Below are 21778 nucleotides of genomic sequence, written 5' to 3'. Positions count from 1 at the left end.
CATTAAGCTTTATGATTTTCATTGCTGACATTAACCCTTCTAGTAATAGAAATTACTGCACAAATCAACGCCAGTACAACAAACAATCCACCAAAGGAAGCATTGTATTCAACTGAATATTCATTAATAACCATTCCTCCAAGAACAGAGCCAATCGCTATTCCAAAATGCAGAGCTGAATTATTTATGCTTTGTTGTATATCAGATGTTCCAGGTGCCGATTCAATTAAATAATTTTGCTGTGCAGGTGTAATGGCCCAGCTTAACATACTCCAAATCATCATCATAATGACAAAAAGAACAACTGAAAATGTCACTTTTGGAAGGATAAATAGGACAATAGAAAATATGGCGATAATGGACAATATACTTTTCTTCGATCCCCATCTATCCGCCATCCAGCCACCAACCCCTCCACCGAAAACAGCGGAAACTCCGAAGATAAAATAGAAAATGCTGATCCATGTTGCATCTAAATGTAAAACGGTTTTTAAAAACGGAGTAAGATAAGCATATAGAGTTAAGTGCCCCGTAAGGAACAACAAGGAAGTTAGTTGTGCGAACAATATTTTCGGATGTTTTAAAGTTTGGAATTGTTGGCGTAAAGGCATAACTGGCCTTGGAGCAATTTTAGATAAAAACATAGCAACTCCAAGCATCGATACCAGTGTCAGAACCGCTATAAATAAAAATGGCGACCTCCAGCCTAAATGATTTCCGATAACAAGTCCTACAGGCACTCCCAAAACTAAAGATCCACTAACGCCCATAAAAATGATCCCTATCGCTCTTGCACGCAATTCTTTTTTCACAATGCTAGAAGCGATTGTTACACATAGAACCACTAAAAGGGAACCACTGGCAGCGGAAATGATTCTTGATAGGAAGAGCATCGAATAATTGGGACTTAAAAAAGCAATCATATTTCCAAAAAAGAATATAACTAAGGCACTTAAACATAATTTTTTCCGTTCAATGCGTGCTGTTAAAGTCAACAGTACCGGACTGGCAATGGCAAAAACAAGCGAATATACCGTTATTAGTTCCCCGGCTTTCCCGATAGAAATAGTAAGACCATTAGAGATGATATCCAATATCCCCCCTACAATAAGCTCTGCCATTCCAACAACAAATGAAACTACGGCTAATATATATACACGAAAATTCAATTAAGTACCTCCATTCTCTCTGTAAAAAAGTTACTACTACGATAGTAACCTCATAAAACTACAAAAATCAAGAGAGAATTTTTTACATAGAGAATCACATAATTAATGGTATAAAAAGATGTATAATCGCAGTCCGGAAGAAAATACTTTCTAACAAGGAGGCTAATGTTCTATGACCAATCTTTTCGAATCTGCCCTAAACCATTTTCAAACTCTTATCGATCGGGAAAATAAAAATCCCCTCCATGTTGGTGAAGTGACGAATCTCTGGGTTTTATTAACGATGATTGAAGAGGGGATCTGCATTTATCAGATTGGCTTAAACACAACAACAGACGCAGATTTAATCCATGCTTTCATTAATGGGGAGCAATCATCAAAAGATATTGCTCAACAATTACGTGCTTTTTTTAAAAAAGAAGGCGTACCTTTACCGGAAACATCTGAAGAAAAGCCAAAATCCGACCCAAACTCTATCCCACTTGGTGTCAAGCATACCGACGAGGAACTGGCAAACTTAGTATCTGTAAAGGTTGCGGCGCAAATTACATTGCTCGGACAAACATTGGCAATGGCGGTCAGAAGCGATGTATGTGAGCTTTTATTAAAAATTCAATATGAAATATTAAAGTACGGTGCCTCTTTCAAAACATTAATGAGAAAAAGAGGGTGGATAAAAGTTCCTCCCTATTATTACCCGCCAGGAGCTCCCATTTATTAGGGGAGCTTCTTTTCATTCACTAGAGTAAATATTCTGAAAATGTTATTGAATGATAAACTAGATTAAGCTATATTTATATAATATTATTGTTACTACTGTGCATTACTTAAAAAAGCTAAGAGGGGGTGGAAACTTGCGGCCAATTATTCTTGGTATTTGTGCTGCTTTCTTTTTTGCATTTACCTTTATATTAAATCAAGCGATGGACTTATCCGGAGGAAGCTGGATTTGGAGTGCTTCGCTCCGATATATTTTTATGGTGCCATTTTTATTATGTATTGTAATGCTGCGGGGAAATCTTCGAGCTCTTTTTAAAGAGATTTTTACACGCCCTGGAAGCTGGCTGCTATGGAGTTTTGTAGGATTCGGACTATTTTATGGACCTCTATGTTTTGCAGCTGCCTATTCACCAGGCTGGCTAATTGCAGGAACCTGGCAAATCACTATCATTTCAGGAGCACTTCTTACGCCGCTCTTTTTTGAAACAGTACAGACTATTAAAGGGCCAATAAAGGTGCGGGGCAAAATCCCATTTCATGGTTTGTTTATGTCTCTCATCATTTTATTAGGGATCATTTTGATGCAGGTTGAACACTCCAAGCATGTATCGTTGAAAAATGTGCTTTTCGGAGTCCTTCCCGTCTTAATTGCATCCGTTGCCTACCCACTAGGTAATCGAAAAATGATGGATATTTGCATGGGCCGTTTAGATGCCTACCAACGGGTGTTAGGTATGACATTAGCAAGCCTTCCTCTCTGGTTTGTATTATCTATATACGGCCTTTTCACAGATGGTTTGCCAAGCCCTAGTCAAACCCTGCAATCAGGATTGGTTGCTCTTTGTTCGGGAGTATTCGCCACCGTATTGTTTTTCAAAGCTACCGATCTAGTTCGAGGGAATATGCAAAAGCTTGCTTCTGTAGAAGCTACACAATCTATGGAAGTGCTTTTTACCTTAATTGGCGAACTCCTTTTCTTGTCAATTCCAAATCCATCCATTATGTCATGGATAGGTATGGTTGTAGTGATTATCGGCATGATATTGCATAGTTATGTGGCACAGATTACACGTAGAAATAGCTTGTCAGAAAATATTTATTCTGCAGGAAATTAGAATAAGTATAATGGATAAAACTTTACCACCGTTATTTTTTCAAAACGGTGGTTTTATTTTGTACTTTTTACCCATTAGCTCTGTTTTTTCCTTTACATAGATTGTTTAAAATGCGGGAATAGTAATTTTAAATTAAGGAGGCTGAAAATATGAGTGACCATATGGTTGGTTTAACTGCTCCCGAAATAGGCGGGTTATGGTCTACATATATTAGTGAATCTATGTCCATTTGTATGTCTAAGCATATGCTAAAATACTTAGATGAAGGGGATATAAAATCTATAGTATCGGACTCATTGAATTTATCCGAATCGAGATTGAAGGAGATCCGAGACATATTTACTAAAGAGAAATTTCCCATTCCTACTGGATTCACTGATGATGATTTAGATTTATCTGCACCCAATTTGTTTTTGAATTATTTTCCATTAAGCTTTGTGTATAGTATGAGTAGTTTATCGGTGGACAGCTTCGCTTGGAGGGTAACAGGAATGGCACGTGAAGATGTTCGTATGTTCTTTTCTAATTGCTTAAATAGTTCATATGAGCTGTTTGACAAAGCAATTCGTTTGAGTATTCATATGGGAACTTATGACCGTCCTGCATTTATTCCATATCCGGATCACGTTGAGTTTTTAACACAAAGAGAACCTTTTTTATCCAAATTTTTCGAATCCGAGAGACCCTTAAACGTTTTAGAACTTACGGAAATTTTCTTTACAATTGAGCGAAATTATTTCGGATTAATTTTACTTACTGGATTCATCCAAATCGTAAAGGATGAAGAGATTAAAAAGTATTTAATAAAGGGAAAAGAGCTGACAAAAAAGCAAATCGTATTTTTGAACAATATTCTAATGAAAGAAGACTTACCTCAAGTAAGTATGGTTAATACAGAAATATCAACATCCACAATTTCTCCATTTTCAGAGAAATTAATATTAAATTTAGTTACTATTTTAAACTCGACGTCGCTAACTTTCTTGGGACACGCATTGTCCGCTACAGCAAGGTTTGATTTAACAATGGAGTACTCGAAACTTATAATTGAAATTATGCAGTATGGAAAAAAAGGAATGGACCTGCTAATTGATAGAAAATGGTTTGAGGAACCACCCCATGCTCCAAATCGAAAAAAACTTGCGGAATAATAAAAACATCATACGCTTAATAACCTTTAAAAGCTTGGCTTTATAATAAGACCAAGCTTTTAGTATGCTGTAATTATTTAGCTTCATGATTTTGTTTATTTATCACATTAATCCAGTCATTCCAAAAGGAACCGTTTTAATAGAGTATTTGATTTCTCTTTTGTTTCTTAAAATATTTACATGCACAACCTCCCCAGAACCCTTTTCAGTTACATAAATTTCAAAATCATCATGCGAGTGAACCGCCTGACCATCCACTGCTATAATTATATCTCCTATTTTCAATACATCATACGCAGGTGTTGCTTCCTTCACACGGACAATTTCTGTTCCTTTTATTTCGCCCTTTTGTATCGTTGTATGCAGGACACCAATCCAGCTTTTCCAGAAGGTCGGCCGTATATCTTCTCTAGTTTCCAGGGTACTTTTTAAATTCCTCATAAGTTGATATGTGCCGAAGGCCATATTATCCATTTCATAATGACCAAGATCTCCAATCCAAAGTCCAGTATATTCAATGGAAACTTTTGTACTATTACCCATACTCTCTAGAGTCCATATTGTTAATTGATTATCCTCGCCTTCAAATACTAGCTTTTCATTCTCGATAAATTCTTTTACCTTACAACTATAGGTCGAATTCCAGCCATAATCAAAGAATGCTTCCGCACCATTTTTTAACTCAAGATTACAATTCCTAGTTTCCCACTTGTTCCGTTCGCTTGGAATCGTTAATGCCTTCCAAACCTTTTCTGGCGATACATGAATAATTATTTCACGTTTAACTGCCGTTGATTGCCTTTCCATTGTAATCATTCCCCTTTTTCTAAATAATTTTTAAGTCTGCCTAGCTTATCGTCTAATACAAGTTCCATTTCATGCTTAAGCTTTTCAAAATGGTATTGATATACCTTTTCGTTTAATCGGTAAAAAACAAACTTCCCTTGTCTTCTTTCTTCAATAAGCTCCTCCTCTTTTAGAATAGCAATGTGCTTTTTTATTGCGGGTTGTGAAATCGGAAAGGCTGCAACCAAATCTGATTGAGTTCGTTCGTGTTGTGATAGCATTTGCAATATTCTGCGTCGATGAGGGTCAGCTAATGCCCTGTATATGTCCGTCATAAGAGTTTTTCCCCTTCCACAACATCATATAACCTTATGGTTATATGATGAGATGCTATCCATCATTTGTCAATATTATTTTTTAAAAGTTCAAAAGACGGTCTTCTTCTTTATCTTGTCATACTTAAAAATAGCCCTTTATATATCAATAAAATAAAACCCCTTTGTCTAACATTCAAAGGGGTTCATACTTACGCATATAGATTTATTGGAAGAATCACTTCAATAATAGTACCTTTTGAATCACTCCAAATATGGATCGTTCCTTGATGGTTTTCAATAATTTGCTTAGAAATCATAAAGCCAAGCCCAGTGCCATTTTCCTTGGTAGTGAAGAATGGCTGACCTATTTTTTTCAGCAAGTGCTCTGGAATGCCGTTGCCTGTATCCTTAAATAACATTTTTACTTTATCCGGACCGTGCTTCTTCATTTCTATCGTTACTGTACCGCCATCCGGCATTGCCTCTATGGAGTTCTTCAAAAGATTGATAAATACCTGTTTTAATTGATTTTCGTCACATTTTATCATTAGCTCTTCACATTCATAGTATGTGTTAATTACAATGTTTTTCATAATAGCATGAGTATCAATCAAAGCTTTTACATGCTCTATAATGACAACCAATTTCTTCATTTCAAATTTTAAGTCTTGAGGCTTTGCTAGAACTAATAGCTCTGAGAGGATTAGCTCAATCCGGTCAATTTCCGATCCAATGATATCAAAATAGTTTGAGTGAGTTAAAGGCTCCGATTGTAGCAGTTGAAGGAAACCTTTAATCGCAGTAAGCGGATTGCGAACTTCATGGGCGATGCCCGCGGCTAATTGACCTGCAACAGACAACTTTTCAGAGTTTAATAGAAGCTCCTGTGTTTGTTTTCTCTCCGTTATATCGCGGAAAATTATATGTCTCACTGGCCGATTTTGATAGACAGTTGAAATACCTTTCATTTCTACATCAACTTCACTTCCATCTAATCGAACAAGCTTATATTCCATAAACTCCGTCTTGTCTTCGTTGGAATTCATTTGTTCGGTAGCAATGGAATGAAAGTTAGGATGAATGATATCCAGCAGGGATTTTTCTAAAATTATTTCCTTTGTAGTAGCCCCAAGTAAATGAACTCCAGTGTCATTAATGAACAAAATTTCATTGCCTGCGGCAAGTAAGGCTGCATCTGGTGAATTTTCAACCAGGTTCCTGTATATCTCTTCCCTTTGTCTCGCTTCATCCTCAGCAGTTTTTTGAACCGTAATATCCTTTAATACACTTATTACTTCACGGACCTTGTTTGTAGCCGGGTCTTTTAATGGTCTGCATACAGACTCCACCCAAATATATGTACCATCCTTTTTTCGTAAGCGGAAAGTTGTACTGCGGCTTTCACCATTTTCAATCAATTCTTTCCTGTTCTTAATCAGTTTCTTCCTATCATAATAATGAACGATTGTATATGGATCTTTGAGCAGTAATTCCTCAGGAGAATATCCTGTAATAAAATCACTTGACTGCGATACATACAAAATATTATTTTCGATATCCGTTCGGATAATTAAATCCTTTGCATTTTCTGTTAAAAACCTATGGATTTCTTGTTCTATTCGATATATTTCATGCTTCTTTTTTAGTGAAGTTATATCCTTTGCAATACCGAAATAACCTACTACCTCGTTTTTCACACAAATTGGTAGGCAAGTCACATTTAGAAAAAGTTCATTTCCGCCATTATTGATTATCTTATAATCATTATTTTGAACTTTCCCTTCAAATGCATCGTGGAAGTTCTGAAAAACTCTATGTAAGTCTTCCACTGGAACAAGCATTTGAAAGGTTATATTCTTTAATTCCTGTTCAGAAAAACCTAGAATTTTTTTGCAAGCCGGATTCGCCTTCATAAAATATCCATCTAAATCTAAAACATAGATAGCGTCTTCATTCTCTTTATATATATTTTCATAGCTTGGCAGACTCTCATTTAAATAGTTATCTAGTAAAATTCGTTTTTCTTTTTTTAAAGCTACAATAGAACTGTCCATCTTTCTCTATTCAGTCCCTTTCTAGTGAATTTCTAGTGAATTTATCAAGGCACATTTCTTAAACTATGTTGCTTTTAGAAGAAAACTTATAGAACATCCTTATTTAGTTTAAGAATCAATAAACTTATTAAGAAATGATGCATCTAAACTAAGCCTAGATTAGGATTCATAACTATATGCGAAATACAAAAATCTATATGAAAACAGCCTCAATTGATATTCAAAAAGCAGTATTGATACATATTCTTTCAAAAGGGAATTCTCATCATCCACTATTTACCTTAATTGTAGATTTCGTTTCCTATTTAAGCAACTTATTTTCATAATTGCACACTATTTTTTTGAAAATTCTACCTTATAAATATATATGACATTTAAAAGTAATAAAGAGTAATAGGATTGTAATCAGGTCTTAACCTTCATATGTTATAACTTTACTACAGAATAGGAGGTTAGCTATGAAAATAGTTAAACGGGGCATATTAGTAATAGCTGCTGCTACACTTTGTATATCCACCTCAGAAATAGCCGCCAAGGCAAAGACAAATGCGGATAGCTTACATAACATGGAAAAAAATTTACGGAATAATCAACATGCTATTACAGAAAAAGAAAAGGAACAACAGTCCGTTAATGAAGAGCTTCAAGGTGTACAAAGCGAATGGGAGTCCATCAAAGCTTTAATTCAGAAAAATAAAGAGGATACAACAAGGATTCAGGATAATATCAAATCTGTTAACCAGATTATCGAAAAAAAGAAGGAAGAAATTGTCCAGTTGGAAGACCAGGTGCTGGCACGAAAGGGTATATTAAAAAAGCGATTGGTTGCCTTCCAAAAGAAGGGTACAGTCAGTTTTGTACTTGATGCATTACTCAACTCAGAAAGCTTCGATGATCTCGTTAACCGAATTAATGCTATTTCCACCCTGCTTTCCGCAGATAATGAAATCCTTGATCAGCAAAAACAAGATCTTAAGCAGATCGAAAAGGACAAAATAGAAATTACGAAAAAAGAAAAGACGTTAACTGCTGAACGAAAAAAACTCGCGGATAACTATGACAAGCTTCAAGCTAACTTAAATACTAAACAAAAAGTGATCAGCACTCTTCAGGCAAAATATAAAAATATTAATCAAGATATTTTAGAAGCAAAAAATGAGAAATCCAGCATTGAATCCAAAATTAGCCATATGCGGGAAAATATTCGCAAAGAACAAGCAAATGCTCAAGTAATGTCGAGGACTGTTCCGCAAAATACTGGTTCGGAAAAGCAGCCCGCAGAAGGAATCGAACTCTATATGAATGCTACAGCCTATAGTTATCAAGATACAAAGGGGCATATCACAGCATTAGGATATGATATCCAGAAAAATTCTAACATGAAATTAATCGCAGTTGATCCTAGTGTTATCCCATTAGGAAGCAAGGTTTGGGTGGAAGGATATGGCGTTGCCATTGCTGGCGATACAGGCAGTGCCATTGTTGGACACCGAATTGATGTACTCATGCCTTCCCATAAAGCAGCGGTTGCTTTTGGACGAAGAACAGTCAAAATTATTATATTAAATTAAATTAATTTTATATAAAAAACGGTTTAGCTTTATGGTTAAACCGTTTTTCTCTATCTGTTAATACGAAGCCAATAATGATTGTTTATAAAGTTCCATTTTCTCCATTGACAATATCTACATAATAAAACCGCTCATTGGCTATCCTTTTTTCACCTATAGTATGTTTAATTGGATAGGAAAATATCGGCCCATCAAACACAAATGTGTGGTACTCGCCATTTTCTCCACAGATATCTGCGTTCCCTGGATAATCCTCTAAAAACTTGTCATCGATTTCACATCCGACAAATTTAGGATTTAATTGCTCTGAATCTACACATGTTAATCTGGTATGGAATCCTTCGGCAAAATACTCTTTTATTAGTTTCTCCGGTTTCTCACCCCAAATAGGGAATATTGGCTCTAAACCAGTACCTTCCAGCATTTTTTCACGATATTCCTTCACATCCCGCAGATGAATGTCACCAAACATGATATAACGAATACCATCTGATACGATTTTTGAAACAGCTTCCGCCATTTTTTCTTGATATACTTCATTGCTGCAAAGGCTTGGAATCCGTACTTTTCGCAGCTTTACTCCCAACGAATCCGCCTGTTTTTCAAGCAATTCCTCCCGTACACCATGCATCGATGTCCTATTGTAATCGTCCGTTACAGTTGTTAAAAGTGAATCAATTTCCCATTTTCCCCCTTTCATTAACCTATTCATTGCTAATGCGCAGTCTTTCCCTCCGCTAAAGGATACGACGATTCTTTCTTTCATTTCTATTCCCCTTTTTCTTCTATATATATTAAATGTAACATATCTTCCTTTTTTAATGGCTCGTTTATTAAACTATGTTGCTTTTTAGATGAAAGGCATTATAACATCTTAATTTTAGTAAACAATGAATAACCTATTAAGAATAACGCTCAGAACTGACACTATTTTAGAATAAAAAACAATATACGAATCCACAAGTTATAATTGGTTTTGGGAATATAACATCTCACAAAAATATAACCTTCATAATACGATGAATCCCCCCCTTATTACACTATAAGCATTATTTCAAACACATATGGGCATTATAAAAATATTTATTAATAAGTTAGAAAAGTGCATTTAAAAAGGGGAAATGAAAATTGAAATTAACTCCAGAACAGCGAATCGAACTGCATGGCTTTAATAACTTAACTAAATCATTAAGCTTTAACATGTATGATATTTGCTATACAAAAACAAAAGAAGAGCGTGAAGCTTATATTGCATATATAGATGAACAATATAATGCAGATCGATTGACGAAAATATTAAACGCCGTTTCCAATATCATTGGTGCTCACGTGTTAAATATTGCAAAGCAGGATTATGTTCCTCAAGGGGCCAGCGTAACCATGCTAGTATCGGAAGGACCTGTTGTCGAGGTACCAAATGATTCATTCTCTGAATCACCGGGACCACTGCCTGATTCAGTGGTAATGCAACTAGATAAAAGCCATATAACCGTACACACCTATCCTGAATTTCATCCAGATGAAGGAATAAGTACCTTCCGTGCTGATATTGATGTATCAACATGTGGGGAAATTTCACCACTGAAAGCATTGAATCATCTTATCCATTCATTTGATACCGATATTATGACAATTGATTACCGTGTTCGTGGCTTTACGAGGGATAAAACCGGACATAAATTATTTATTGACCACGAAATCAGTTCCATTCAAAATTACATACCTGAAAATATAAAAAATCTATATGATATGATAGATGTAAATGTTTACCAGGAACATATTTTTCATACAAAATGCAAGCTAAGGGATTTCGATCTTAATAATTATTTATTTGGATACACAAAGGATAAACTGTCAGCCGAAGAGATTGATCATATCACTTCCAAATTGCAAACGGAAATGGATGAAATATTTTACGGAAAAAATATGGATGGTGGATTTTATTAACTTAATTGCTTTCACTCAGCGCATGTCCATTACAAAAGGGATCGTTATTCATAAAATATAATGATCCTATTTGAATGGAGGTGCTTATGAATGGGATTTTGCTGCGGCAATAGAGGTTATAGCTACGCCCCCCCTGTTGGCGGTGGAGGTAATATGTTTGTATTAATTGTTGTGCTATTCATCTTGTTAATTATTGTTGGTGCCGCTTGGGTGTACTAACATAAACTACCTCCCATTTCGATGAGGCGTCTTTTGACGCTTCATTTTCATTTTATTTCGAGATGGAAGTTTGAAGCTTTATGAAAAATATTTCGCATAGAGGGTAGTTTTTCGTATATGTTGTTACAAATTCTAATATGCACTTACTCTCGGGGCATCTTTTCTTACGAGGAATATTCATCTATTTTCGAAAGCCGGTTGTTACTTAGATTTATATCTGAAAAAGAAACAAAGTTTTAGAAAAGAGCCTTTATTAATGAAGCTACGAAAAGTAAAATACTTTTATTACAGTAAATCATATCTTACATAAATCATTCAGGCAGGTGTATTTATTTGGACATCAAGCATTTGCAATATTTTATAGAAGTAACAAAATATAATAGCTTCTCTATCGCAGCTGAACATTTGTATATCACACAACCTACCATTAGCAAAATGATTAAAAACCTTGAAACGGAACTAGGCGTTTCTCTTTTTGACCGTTCCCGCAAGCAATTAACATTAACAGATGCCGGTAAGGTTATATTGGAGCAGGCAAAATTAGTGGACAAGGCGTTTCATAATTTGGAATCAGAGCTGGATAATCTGTTAGGCCTAAAAACAGGGACTATTAGAATTGGTTTGCCTCCTATTTTTGATGCTCGTTTCCTTCTTAGTTTTATAGGTCGCTTTCATGAAAAATACCCAGGTATTACGTTTCAATTAACAGAAGATGGATCAAAAAAGGTAGAGGAGGATGTAGAAAACAATCTTCTTGATGTCGGAGTGGTAGTACTTCCAACCAAGAATGATATCTTTGAGCATTTTTCTTTCATGGAGGAAGATTTAAAGCTTATTTTGCACGCCACACATCCCTTAGCAAATTGGCAAGAAGTAGACTTAGTTCAGCTAGCTAATGAACCGTTTATTCTATTCAATAAAGAATTTGCATTGCATGATCGCATCATTTCCTCTTGTAGAAGTGTGGGTTTTGAACCAAAGATTATCTCCAAAAGTTCTCAGTGGTCATTTATCGAGGAAATGGTTTCTTGGAATTTAGGAGTATCTCTATTACCTGAAAGTTTATGCCCTCACCTGAGTACTAAGGTTCGTTCCATCAAGGTAGTCAATCCTTCAATAAGCTGGAATTTAGGCATTATTTGGGGAAAGCATCAATACCTTTCTTTTGCAGCACGTGAATGGTTGTCTTTTACAAAAGAGGAGCTTAAAAAAGGAATACTATGATGGAAGCATTTACATAGATAAAAGCTATATCATATATAAAATATAACCATTTTACTTCATGAACGTTGGGGCTTACACTTTAATAGTGAACCTAAACCTTTCTGATATTCATCATAGATCTACAAATAGGAAAGGAGCATTAGCATGATCGCTAAGAAAGTGAAAGAAAGCCGAATCGTCAATACTGCACAAGTATTATCTTGTGATTTAAATAATTATAATACATTATTTGGCGGAGTCTTAATGAAGAAACTGGACGATGCCGCTACTTTATCAGCACGCAGACATTCTAGAGTAAAGGAATGTGTAACTGCTTCAACGGATTCGATTGATTTTTTATGTCCAATTCATCAAACAGACTCTGTATGTGTGGAGTCATTTGTCACGTACACCGGAAGGACTTCCATGGAGATTTTTTGCAAAGTCATTGCCGAGGATATTATGACCGGTGAACGCAGAATTGCCGCAACCGCATTTTTAACCTTTGTTGCATTAGATGAAAGTAAAAAGCCTGTAGAAGTACCTGGCGTAGTTCCAGAGACAGAAGAGGAAAAATTCCTTTACGATACGGGAAAAGAACGTGCCGAAATGCGAAAATTAAGAAGGAAAAAGAGCAAGGAATTAGCAGGTTATATTAGTTTGGAAAAACCTTGGGATAATGATAAGGAGATGGAATGATGCTCACTTTAACAAGTATCGATGAACTGAAGGAAGCAAGTAATGCATTGATCAAGCTTCAAACGTCATACCCTTCCCTCTTCGAAAAGCTAGTGCATATAGTAGGCTTAACAAGAGCCCTGCAATTTAAATATGATTATATGGGCAACTTAATATTAGATGAGAACCCTAGCCGTTATTCCCCCCAATTTGTCCAAAGTTCTGTTTTGCGTTTATATAGAAAAGAGCTCCAGGCTTTAAAGGATGATGTCGATTTTCCGGCAGTAAAGCATTTTTTCGCCAATTTCAAGGACATCGGGTCTGCAAAATTAGGACTTTTAATATTAGGGAAATCGCCTGAATCCGTTTCTGAAGTAATTATCAAATAAGGCTCTTTTCTTCCAACGAAAATCTTAGTAATGACCAAGGAATAAACTTATTAAGAAAAGATGCTCCGAGCAATTATTATATTAAGATTTATTACAGAATACGAAAAACAACGATCTATACGAAAGATCCTTAAATAAAATCAGCAATTATTAAAATATACCGCTCTCTTAATTTCCTCGCTATTTCTTTTTGCCAAATAATATAGAGAAGATTTAAGATGCTCCCTCACTCCCCCTCTTCCGAAGCAGTGAATGAAATCGTTCACTGCTTTTTTTACTGTTATGAAGATTTCCGAATAAAACAGGACTATGATGAAAAATCTAGGGTAGTCTGATTAATGGAAAAGTAGGTAAAAAGACCCCTTCACCTCTCTTATAATATTCTATATCCTAAAAAGTACGAGGTAAAAATTTCTATCCAAGAGAGGAGAAGGAATAAATGTCAAAATTAGCTCGTCCACTCATGCTGTTTCTATGTTTGATTTTTATAACAGGATGTCAGCAAGCGGAAACAACTTCGGACCACAAAGCAACTCCCTCTTCCAAAAAGGGTACAGAATCAAAGGAAGAAGAGAAATTAACCTATAGTCTCATAGGTGAGGACATGGAAAGTGAGCCAGGTGGGAGTCTTTATCAAAAATATATTGCGGAGAAAGAATTCGCAAAAAATAATGAATATGCTCAGGCGGAATTGAAAGCAATTGATGAATACATACAAAATATTAAAAATGAAAATACAAAAAAATGGGGGACCCAACAATGGTCAGAGTCCCTCATTACAGCTTTTCGTACTGAATATAAAAAGACGCTGCAGCCCATGAAGGATTTTGAAGTTAAGTATGATAAGCTAAAGCTGCCTGATGGCAGACTCCTGCAAGATGTAACGGAGAAAGAGCTAAATCAAAGGCCGGATAAAGTTAACATCGCTCTATTGCTTGATGCAAGCGGAAGTATGAAATCGAATGTTTCCGGCGGGAATAAAATGAAGCTGGCCAAATTAAGCTTGGACAGCTTCGCCAAAAGCTTGCCGGAAAATGTTAATGTATCTTTAACCGTTTTTGGTCATAAAGGGACCGGTTCTGATAAGGATAAAAAATTATCTTGTGGCAATGTTGAAACTGTTTACCCACTAACTTCCTATAACACAGCTAACTTTTCTAATGCACTGAACAAATTTAATGCGAGCGGATGGACTCCGCTTGCCTCTGCAATCGAAAAAGCAGAGAAAGAATTACTTACAGCAAGTAATGAAAAAACGAAAAATTTCATTTATGTGGTCAGTGATGGAATAGAAACTTGCGGCGGGAACCCTGTACAGGCAGCTAAAGAAGCAAAAAGCTCCGAAATGGATGTTCAAATAAATATAATCGGATTTGACGTGGATGGGGAAGCTGACCGCCAGCTTAAAGAGGTTGCTAACGCAGGAGGCGGACAATATACATCGGTGAAAAACAAACAACAGCTAAATGAGGAAGTAACAAAATCATGGAAAGAAAGAATCGGAAGTGTTACATGGGCATTCTGGGCAGTCGGAAATACAAGCAATCTAGCATTTGAACAGCTCGGTATGGCAAATAAACTTCAAGATCTATACAGCAAAAGCATAGATTCACGGAATCGTGAGTTTGAACGCATGAACAATGCTTTGAATAAGTTATATGAAGACAATTTAATAGATTCCAATACAAAAAGGGCGATTGATGATATTTTATTTAAACGGATAGATAATATGAGAGAATATGCCGATAAAGTAGAGCGGACAAAGCATCAGGAAATAATCGATACAGGAAAACGCCTGCAACAAATAGTGGATGAATTAACGAAGAATCTTAAATTTTAAATTTTATATTTAATAGAACACATTACATCATGTATAACATTTAAGTCATTTATAGACTGGATTTCTGGAATATGATAATTAATATGAATTTTCATCTATTAGGAGAAGGAGATAATTCATGGATAATCAAATAATCGTTGGGGTAAAAGGGGTTATAATACAGGATGGTAAAGTTCTAATTATTAAACGTACTAATCAAGCTCATTCCGGCGGTGGTACATGGGAATGTGCTGGGGGAAAAATGGAATTCGGTGAGGATTTAGAGAGTGCTCTTATAAGGGAAGTAAAAGAAGAAGTCGGCTTAGATATTCTTGTAGAACAAATCCTATACGCAACAACATTTCAAACCTCTCCTTACAGACAAGTCGTAATTGTAACCTATCTATGCAGCTGTAAAAATACAGAGATTATTCTATCACATGAGCATTCCGATTACTTATGGGCAACATATGATGAACTTAAAAGATATTTGCCAAAAGGAATTCTGGCTGACTTTGAAAAAAACAGTGTGTTTTCCCTACTAGAATCATCAAGGTAGTACTTTTACAAAGGCTCTTTTCTTAAACTTTGTTGCTTTTTCGAAAGAAAATCTTAGTAATGGCCCAATTTTTGATAGCGTAAGGAATAATCTTTTTAAGAAAAGATGCCCCGAGCAATGACTATATTATCCATTTATTACAAAACACGAAAAACAAGATTCTATAAGAAAACAGCCTTTACAAAAAAAGAGCGAAACTAAACTAATAAAGTTTCGCTCTAATCACCAACATTATACAAATAATCCTGTTCCAAAAGCACTTGCATCTCGACTGCAGGAATGGGCTTGCAAAAATAATAGCCTTGCCCTAAATCACAGCCACTATTCTTAAGGAAAACCACTTGCTCCCTTTCTTCTATACCCTCTGCAATAACATCAAAATTTAAGCTATGGCCCATATCAATAATAGACTTAATAATAGAACCCTGATTGGTTTGAGTAGTAATATCGTCCACAAATAACTTGTCTACCTTAATTTTGTCAATTGGAAGCTGCCTTAAATAGCTTAGTGAAGAGTAGCCTTTGCCAAAGTCATCAATAGCAATTTTTATTCCGATTCGTCTTAAGCGATTCAAAATGGCGATTGATTTCTCCATATCCTGCATGATACTTTCCGTTATTTCTAATTCAAGCCATTTTGCGTCCATACCGGAGCTTTCAATTAGCTGTTGTACTTTTGTAATAAAATCATCATCTTGAAGCTGCCGAACAGATACATTCACAGCTAGCTGCATTTCTAGAACCTTATTCCGGGACCAATTCATGAACTGATTTAGGGCGTTTTCCAACACCCAATTTCCAAGAGGAATAATTAGTCCTGTTTCCTCCGCAATTGGAATAAACTCACCAGGTGAAATCATCCCTAACATCGGATGCTCCCACCTAACTAATGCCTCAACACCGACAATTCTACCAGTATTCAAATGAACTTTAGGTTGGTAACAAAGGAATAATTCATTTTGAGCAATTGCTTTTCTTAGGCCATTTTCTATCTGCATCTTTCTGCTTGCAAAACCATCAAGCTTTGAAGTATAAAACTGATATTTCCTTTTTCCTATCTCTTTTGCTAGATACATTGCAGAATCAGCATGTTTGATTAACGTTTCTTGATCCCTGCCATCCTCAGGATACATACTTACCCCAATGCTGGGTGTAATAAAAAACTCTTCCTTTTCAATATGAATAGGGTTGGAAAACTCCGTTAATATCCGTTTCGCAATTTCGGAGGCCTTGTCCTTGGTCGCATTTTCCAAAATAATAATAAACTCGTCTCCTCCCTGCCTGGAGACTATCCCTTCACTCTGCACTGCTTTTAGTAGAAATTGCGTAGCTTTCTTTAATAATAAGTCACCTGCAGTATGTCCTCTTGTATCATTAATCATTTTAAATCGATCTAAATCTAAAAATAGAATAGCTAATGTATCACAATTGGATTGCTGAAGCACATTATTTAAATAACGCCTAAACATGTTCCTATTTGGAAGACCTGTTAAGGTATCATAATAAGCAAGGTTTTCAATAGTCTTTTCTACTTTTTTGCGTTCTGTAATATCTCTTCCCACCACATGCCAGGCATTTCTGCCTTCATAAAGAATCGGCATCATAGACATCTCAACATCTATAGCTTTCCCATCTAAACGCATAACCTGTATTTCAAAGCGATAAGTGGATAGTTCTTTATCCTTCGACTTTTTTAATCCAGCAAATAAATTCTTCAAGGATTCCGGAAGGATTAATGTTGAAATCTTTCTTCCTATTAATTCATAAGTGTTAGAGGCACCAAGCATCTTGCAGCCCGTTTCATTTATATAAGCAATTTTATTTCGACTAACAACTAAAATAAGATCAGGAGACAATTCCACAAGACTACGATAACGATCTTCGCTTTCTCTGTGATTGGTTATATCAAAAAGTACACTTGTGAACTCAGCCAATTCCCCACTTTCATCCATTTTGGGAATTCCTCTATCCTGAATCCAGCGAACTTCTCCGTCAGGACGAATTATTCGATATAGTGATGTAATTGGTTCTCCAAGCTTTAGTATTTCTGCCCGTGCTTCTATTTGCGGCATATCCTCGTGAAAAATGACGCTCTTCCATAAATCGTGATCACGATAAAACTCGTCCAGAGATCTTCCGTATAATTTTTCAATACCTGGAGTGATTAATAATGTGTCTGAACGTAAATCGTGGAACCATATCGCAACATCCAGTGTATCAAAAATATTTTTCAATTTACCATTGCTATTTTTTAATTCCATCGACGTCTTTTGTATATCTTTTTCTAATAAAAATAAAAAGACAATCATTCCTACAGTTAGCATTAGTTGAAACAAATGAAAATACCATCTTTGCTGTGGGTGAAGAAATGATTCTACCTCATAAAACAATTCGGATGCTAGAACAAAAAAACTGAAAATAATTACTTTCTGCCTAATCTTTATCATTCATATTTTTCTCCATTAGAATTTTATTACTAGTTCAATTTATCACTATTTTAAATAGGCTTTCAATAAAAGAAAACTTTGGAAAACATACCTTAAAGTTTGTAATTATTCTTTCTCATAATGGTATAATTATCCTAAAAAGGGGTTTATCATTCGATGGATTCAATTTTGCGGTTGTATAAAATCATTATCGGTTTAGTGGAATTATTTTTCGGCATCCCTTTTATTGGCGGTCTAGTAATTATTGCACATGGATGGTCGCCATTAGGTTTTTTAATCGTATTCCATTTTATCGGTTTAATCCTATCTTTTATCAGCTATAAATCAAAAGCAGCCTCTCTTTTTGGTATTGTTGGAAATATCATTGCCTTTATTCCGTTTATCGGAATGGTCATGCACATTTTAATTGGATTGGTGAATATTTATCAAGGGATACGGGATAAATAAGCTATTCATTTATGCTTGAGAAAAATAGAAAAGAAAATGGAAAGAGCGTCGCTCCTTCCATTTTTTTAAGCCCACCACATATCGGCAGGTGTTTCTTCAATTAGAACAGATTGCAGATTTTTCACAGCACGCTTGAAACCCTCTTCAATGGACATAATTGGATCTTCATGCTCAATGCTAACAACGTAATCATAACCATATGTGCGAAGTGCACTCATCATATCGGACCATTCCTGAAGGCTATGCCCGCATCCGACAGAACGGAATGTCCATGCTCTAGTTCTAACCTCACCATATGGCTGCATATCGGTTAATCCGTACATATTCACATTATCCTGATCAATGTAAGTATCCTTCGCATGAAAATGGTGGATGGCATTTTCTTTCGCAAGAATTTTAATCGCTGCAACAGGATTAATTCCTTGCCACCAAAGATGGCTTGGATCCAGATTGGCCCCTATTGCATCACATGTTGCTTCACGCAATTTCAACATTGTATATGGGGTATGTACCAGGAAGCCTCCATGTAATTCCAAACCTATTTTTACATTATGATCTTTCGCAAACTGCCCCCACTTCTTCCAGTATGGGATCAACTTCTCTTCCCATTGCCATTTTAATACGTTTGAATACTCATTCGGCCATGATACTACCGGCCAATTTGGATATTTTGCACCCTCATGATCACCAGGAGTTCCGGAAAAACAATTTACAACGGGAACATTCATTAAAGAAGCTAATTGTACCGTCTTCACAAACACTTCATGACTTTGTTTCGCAAATTCTTCATCCGGTGACAATGGATTTCCGTGGCAGCTGAATGCGCTTATTTCTAGTCCACGTGAAGTTACCTGCTGCAAATACGCATCTCTTTTTTCCTTGTTTCCTAACAGTTCATCCAATTTACAATGATCATCGCCTGGATAACCGCCAGTTCCAATTTCAACTGCCGTTAACCCTGCGGCTTTTACATAATCCAGCATATCTGTAAAAGACTTATCTGAAAATAAAACTGTGAAAACACCTAATTTCATCTATATCCCATCCATTCCTTATAGTCGAATGCTTTTCTTTTCTTCACTGCTTTTATATAACGCTTCCATGATTTGCGAAACAAATAAGGCTTCCTCTGGCTTTACAACTAGTTCTGCGCCTTTTAGGCATGCGTCTGTGAAATTCCTCGCTTGGCTAACTCCCGGATCCTCCTCACTTGGTATCCAGGCTGCTTCACTATTAAAAAGCATGCCATGCTTTGCATAATTCAACTTAAGTGGAAAGACTTCCAGTCCACCTTGATCCCCTGAAATACTTACGCTTTCTTTATCCTCTATAATATTGGCAGCCCATGATGCTTCAAGAAGAAGCGACGCTCCATTCTCAAAACGAATATAACCAGTAACATGATCATCGACATTGAAGGTTTCATGGTCAAAACTCCCCCATTGATTTACCTGTCCTGGCTGCGTGCTCAATGTATTGTATGCTGTTCCCGTTACTTCCACAGGCCTTGGATTCCCTATTAACCAAAGCGAAAGATCCAGCAAATGGCAACCATAGTCAATTAAACTGCCGCCGCCCTGCAGCTCCTTATTCGTAAAAACTCCCCAACCAGGGACCTTTCTCCTTCTCAAGGCTTGAACACGAACGACAAGAGGGTTTCCAATTTCATTAGCCGCCATAATCTTTTTGGCTGCTTGCGATTCCTTCATGTAGCGATAGTGAAAGCCAACGCTCAAGACTTTATTTGCCTTTTTCGCAGCATTTATCATCACTTGACACTCTGCAGCTGTCATGGCCATCGGTTTTTCACAAAGAACATGGACACCAGCTTCTAATGCACAAACAGTTATTTCTGAATGAAATTTATTGGGGGTACAAATTACTACTGCATCGACCCGTGAAAGCATATCGCGATAGTTCTCATAGGCATAAGGAATGTTGAATTCCTCAGCTACATTTCTGGCACGTTCAAGATTTACATCACTTAGAGCAGTAATAGTTACTTCATCTTTTAGCTGGGCAAAAGCCGGTATATGACGCCCCACAGCAATTCCTCCAGCACCAATGATACCTATACGCAGCTTACTCATATTAACACCTCGTTTATTAAAAAAAGCCAAACCACTAGCTTTCTAATCTATACATCATTTAATCCTTGTTATTTTCCCGGATGCGCTTGATTCCAAAGCAGCCAGAATAACATTCAAAGATTTCATTCCTTCATAACCGCTGATTGGCACCTCGGAGTCCGTTAATATACTTTGAATAAATTGCTCAATCACATGGGAGTTGCTTTGTCCGCCATCTTCATTGGATTGGATTTGGCCTAATGTATGCTTCTCCACTTCGCCATTTTTGTGTTGAATCACAAGAGAATAATTTGGATCCTCTTCTAAGCGAAGAATAGCGTTCTCGCCGTATATTACTGTTGAATTATCCTCTTTTGATACATAGGACCAACTAGCAGCAAGTGTACCGACAATTCCGCTTTCTGTTTTTAAAATACAAACGGCATTATCATCTACTGTAGAGTTGTCCTTTGCTATTGTATCGACGAAAGCGGCTACCTCCGTAATTTCTTCGTTTAATATATATCGGAGTAAATCTGTCTTGTGCACACCAAGGTCTCCCATTGCTCCAATAAATGCCTCTTCTTTCTTAAAGAACCAGCTATTTTCCCCATCCACGCTCCAGCCTTCAGGACCGCCATGTCCAAATGCTGTGCGGAAGCTGTAGATTTTTCCTAATTTCCCTGATTCAATAATCGCACGTGCTTTCCTATGTGATTCAACAAAACGCTGGTTATGTGCTATCATCAGTTTTTTTCTATTATTCTCAGCAGCATCTATCATTGCCTTCGCTTCTGTATACGATGTTGCCATTGGTTTTTCACAAAGAACATGCTTTCCCGCTTCCAAAGCGGCAATGGATACTGGCGCATGGAGATAATTGGGCGTACAGACACTCACCGCCTCAATTTCATCATCAGCTAACAGTTCTTCATATTTTGTATAATATTTTGTGCCATACTTACTTGCCCGCTTCTTAGCTCTTTCCTCCACAATATCACATACTGCTACTATCTCCACACTTTCATTCGCAGCATATTCCGGCAAATGCCGATGAGTCGCAATACTCCCACAACCAATAACGCCAACCTTCACTTTTGCCATCATTGCATTCCTCC

Annotated in this window: 21 protein-coding genes; 12 read left to right on the top strand and 9 right to left on the bottom strand. The window is 36.4% G+C overall.

Annotated elements, in window-relative coordinates:
* Positions 1-2 precede the first annotated feature (2 nt).
* Positions 3-1169: an MFS transporter gene (locus KHA87_RS16725; protein ID WP_213095324.1), complete on the bottom strand. Its 1167-nt coding sequence runs from the start codon at positions 1167-1169 to the stop codon at positions 3-5.
* 172 nt (positions 1170-1341) lie between these two features.
* On the opposite strand from KHA87_RS16725, the gene KHA87_RS16720 reads away from it, so the two are divergent.
* From KHA87_RS16720 to KHA87_RS16710, 3 genes are all read left to right on the top strand, one after another.
* Positions 1342-1890 (top strand): DUF3231 family protein, encoded by a 549-nt coding sequence (locus KHA87_RS16720; protein WP_213095323.1) that lies wholly within the window; start codon positions 1342-1344, stop codon positions 1888-1890.
* A gap of 133 nt (positions 1891-2023) precedes the next feature.
* A complete protein-coding gene (locus KHA87_RS16715) occupies positions 2024-3004 on the top strand; it encodes a DMT family transporter (protein ID WP_213095322.1) in 981 nt (326 codons plus the stop codon).
* A 149-nt stretch (positions 3005-3153) separates the two neighbouring features.
* A complete protein-coding gene (locus KHA87_RS16710; protein WP_213095321.1) occupies positions 3154-4155 on the top strand; it encodes a DUF3231 family protein in 1002 nt (333 codons plus the stop codon).
* 102 nt (positions 4156-4257) lie between these two features.
* Here KHA87_RS16710 and KHA87_RS16705 read toward each other — a convergent pair whose 3' ends face one another.
* The 3 genes from KHA87_RS16705 to KHA87_RS16695 form a co-directional block, all read right to left on the bottom strand.
* Positions 4258-4962, bottom strand: coding sequence for an SRPBCC domain-containing protein (locus KHA87_RS16705; protein ID WP_213095320.1), 705 nt, complete (start codon positions 4960-4962; stop codon positions 4258-4260).
* Positions 4963-4967: 5 nt separating this feature from the next.
* Complete coding sequence (locus tag KHA87_RS16700; RefSeq protein ID WP_213095319.1) at positions 4968-5276, bottom strand: ArsR/SmtB family transcription factor; 309 nt, start codon at positions 5274-5276, stop codon at positions 4968-4970.
* Positions 5277-5467: 191 nt separating this feature from the next.
* Positions 5468-7312 (bottom strand): PAS domain S-box protein, encoded by a 1845-nt coding sequence (locus tag KHA87_RS16695; RefSeq protein ID WP_213095318.1) that lies wholly within the window; start codon positions 7310-7312, stop codon positions 5468-5470.
* Positions 7313-7770: 458 nt separating this feature from the next.
* Here KHA87_RS16695 and KHA87_RS16690 point away from each other — a divergent pair, with 458 nt between their 5' ends.
* A complete protein-coding gene (locus tag KHA87_RS16690) occupies positions 7771-8883 on the top strand; it encodes a 3D domain-containing protein (RefSeq protein WP_213095317.1) in 1113 nt (370 codons plus the stop codon).
* 82 nt (positions 8884-8965) lie between these two features.
* Here the strand turns inward: KHA87_RS16690 and KHA87_RS16685 are convergent, their stop codons facing one another.
* On the bottom strand, positions 8966-9649 hold the full coding sequence (locus tag KHA87_RS16685; RefSeq protein WP_213095316.1) for an adenine nucleotide alpha hydrolase: 684 nt from the start codon (positions 9647-9649) through the stop codon (positions 8966-8968).
* Positions 9650-10011: 362 nt separating this feature from the next.
* Between KHA87_RS16685 and speD the strand changes: the two genes are divergently transcribed.
* The 7 genes from speD to KHA87_RS16650 all read left to right on the top strand — a co-directional run bounded on the left by speD (position 10012) and on the right by KHA87_RS16650 (position 15697).
* The gene (gene speD, locus KHA87_RS16680) at positions 10012-10830 is read left to right on the top strand and encodes an adenosylmethionine decarboxylase (protein ID WP_213095315.1); all 819 of its coding nucleotides are present in this window, start codon (positions 10012-10014) and stop codon (positions 10828-10830) included.
* A gap of 90 nt (positions 10831-10920) precedes the next feature.
* Positions 10921-11049, top strand: a complete 129-nt coding sequence (locus KHA87_RS16675; protein ID WP_213095314.1) for a YjcZ family sporulation protein — start codon at positions 10921-10923, stop codon at positions 11047-11049.
* 333 nt (positions 11050-11382) lie between these two features.
* Positions 11383-12273, top strand: a complete 891-nt coding sequence (gene cidR / locus KHA87_RS16670) for a cidABC operon transcriptional activator CidR (protein WP_213095313.1) — start codon at positions 11383-11385, stop codon at positions 12271-12273.
* Between the two features lie 144 nt (positions 12274-12417).
* Entirely contained in the window at positions 12418-12951 is a 534-nt protein-coding gene (locus tag KHA87_RS16665) for an acyl-CoA thioesterase (RefSeq protein ID WP_213095312.1), read from the top strand.
* Positions 12951-13319: a hypothetical protein gene (locus KHA87_RS16660; RefSeq protein WP_213095311.1), complete on the top strand. Its 369-nt coding sequence runs from the start codon at positions 12951-12953 to the stop codon at positions 13317-13319. Before KHA87_RS16665 ends, KHA87_RS16660 begins: the two co-directional genes overlap by 1 nt.
* 439 nt (positions 13320-13758) lie before the next feature.
* Positions 13759-15159: a vWA domain-containing protein gene (locus tag KHA87_RS16655; RefSeq protein ID WP_213095310.1), complete on the top strand. Its 1401-nt coding sequence runs from the start codon at positions 13759-13761 to the stop codon at positions 15157-15159.
* A gap of 118 nt (positions 15160-15277) precedes the next feature.
* Positions 15278-15697, top strand: coding sequence for an NUDIX hydrolase (locus KHA87_RS16650; protein WP_213095309.1), 420 nt, complete (start codon positions 15278-15280; stop codon positions 15695-15697).
* A 218-nt stretch (positions 15698-15915) separates the two neighbouring features.
* Here the strand turns inward: KHA87_RS16650 and KHA87_RS16645 are convergent, their stop codons facing one another.
* Positions 15916-18144 (bottom strand): putative bifunctional diguanylate cyclase/phosphodiesterase, encoded by a 2229-nt coding sequence (locus KHA87_RS16645; protein WP_213095308.1) that lies wholly within the window; start codon positions 18142-18144, stop codon positions 15916-15918.
* A 156-nt stretch (positions 18145-18300) separates the two neighbouring features.
* On the opposite strand from KHA87_RS16645, the gene KHA87_RS16640 reads away from it, so the two are divergent.
* Positions 18301-18591 (top strand): hypothetical protein, encoded by a 291-nt coding sequence (locus KHA87_RS16640; RefSeq protein WP_213095307.1) that lies wholly within the window; start codon positions 18301-18303, stop codon positions 18589-18591.
* 65 nt (positions 18592-18656) lie between these two features.
* Here the strand turns inward: KHA87_RS16640 and KHA87_RS16635 are convergent, their stop codons facing one another.
* Genes KHA87_RS16635 through KHA87_RS16625 form a run of 3 tightly spaced genes read right to left on the bottom strand, consistent with a single transcriptional unit; the run spans position 18657 to position 21764 of the window.
* Positions 18657-19625 carry a sugar phosphate isomerase/epimerase family protein gene (locus KHA87_RS16635; protein ID WP_213095306.1) on the bottom strand — a complete coding sequence of 323 codons (969 nt, stop codon included), beginning with the start codon at positions 19623-19625 and terminating at the stop codon, positions 18657-18659.
* Between the two features lie 18 nt (positions 19626-19643).
* The gene (locus KHA87_RS16630) at positions 19644-20681 is read right to left on the bottom strand and encodes a Gfo/Idh/MocA family protein (RefSeq protein WP_213095305.1); all 1038 of its coding nucleotides are present in this window, start codon (positions 20679-20681) and stop codon (positions 19644-19646) included.
* A gap of 54 nt (positions 20682-20735) precedes the next feature.
* Positions 20736-21764, bottom strand: a complete 1029-nt coding sequence (locus tag KHA87_RS16625; protein ID WP_213095584.1) for a Gfo/Idh/MocA family protein — start codon at positions 21762-21764, stop codon at positions 20736-20738.
* Positions 21765-21778: the final 14 nt, after the last annotated feature.

Source organism: Bacillus sp. FJAT-49736, assembly GCF_018343615.1.
Classification (GTDB): Bacteria; Bacillota; Bacilli; order Bacillales; family Bacillaceae_C; genus Margalitia.
Note: the sequence above shows the minus strand (reverse complement) of the source record. Positions and strands in the feature narration are given on the sequence as shown.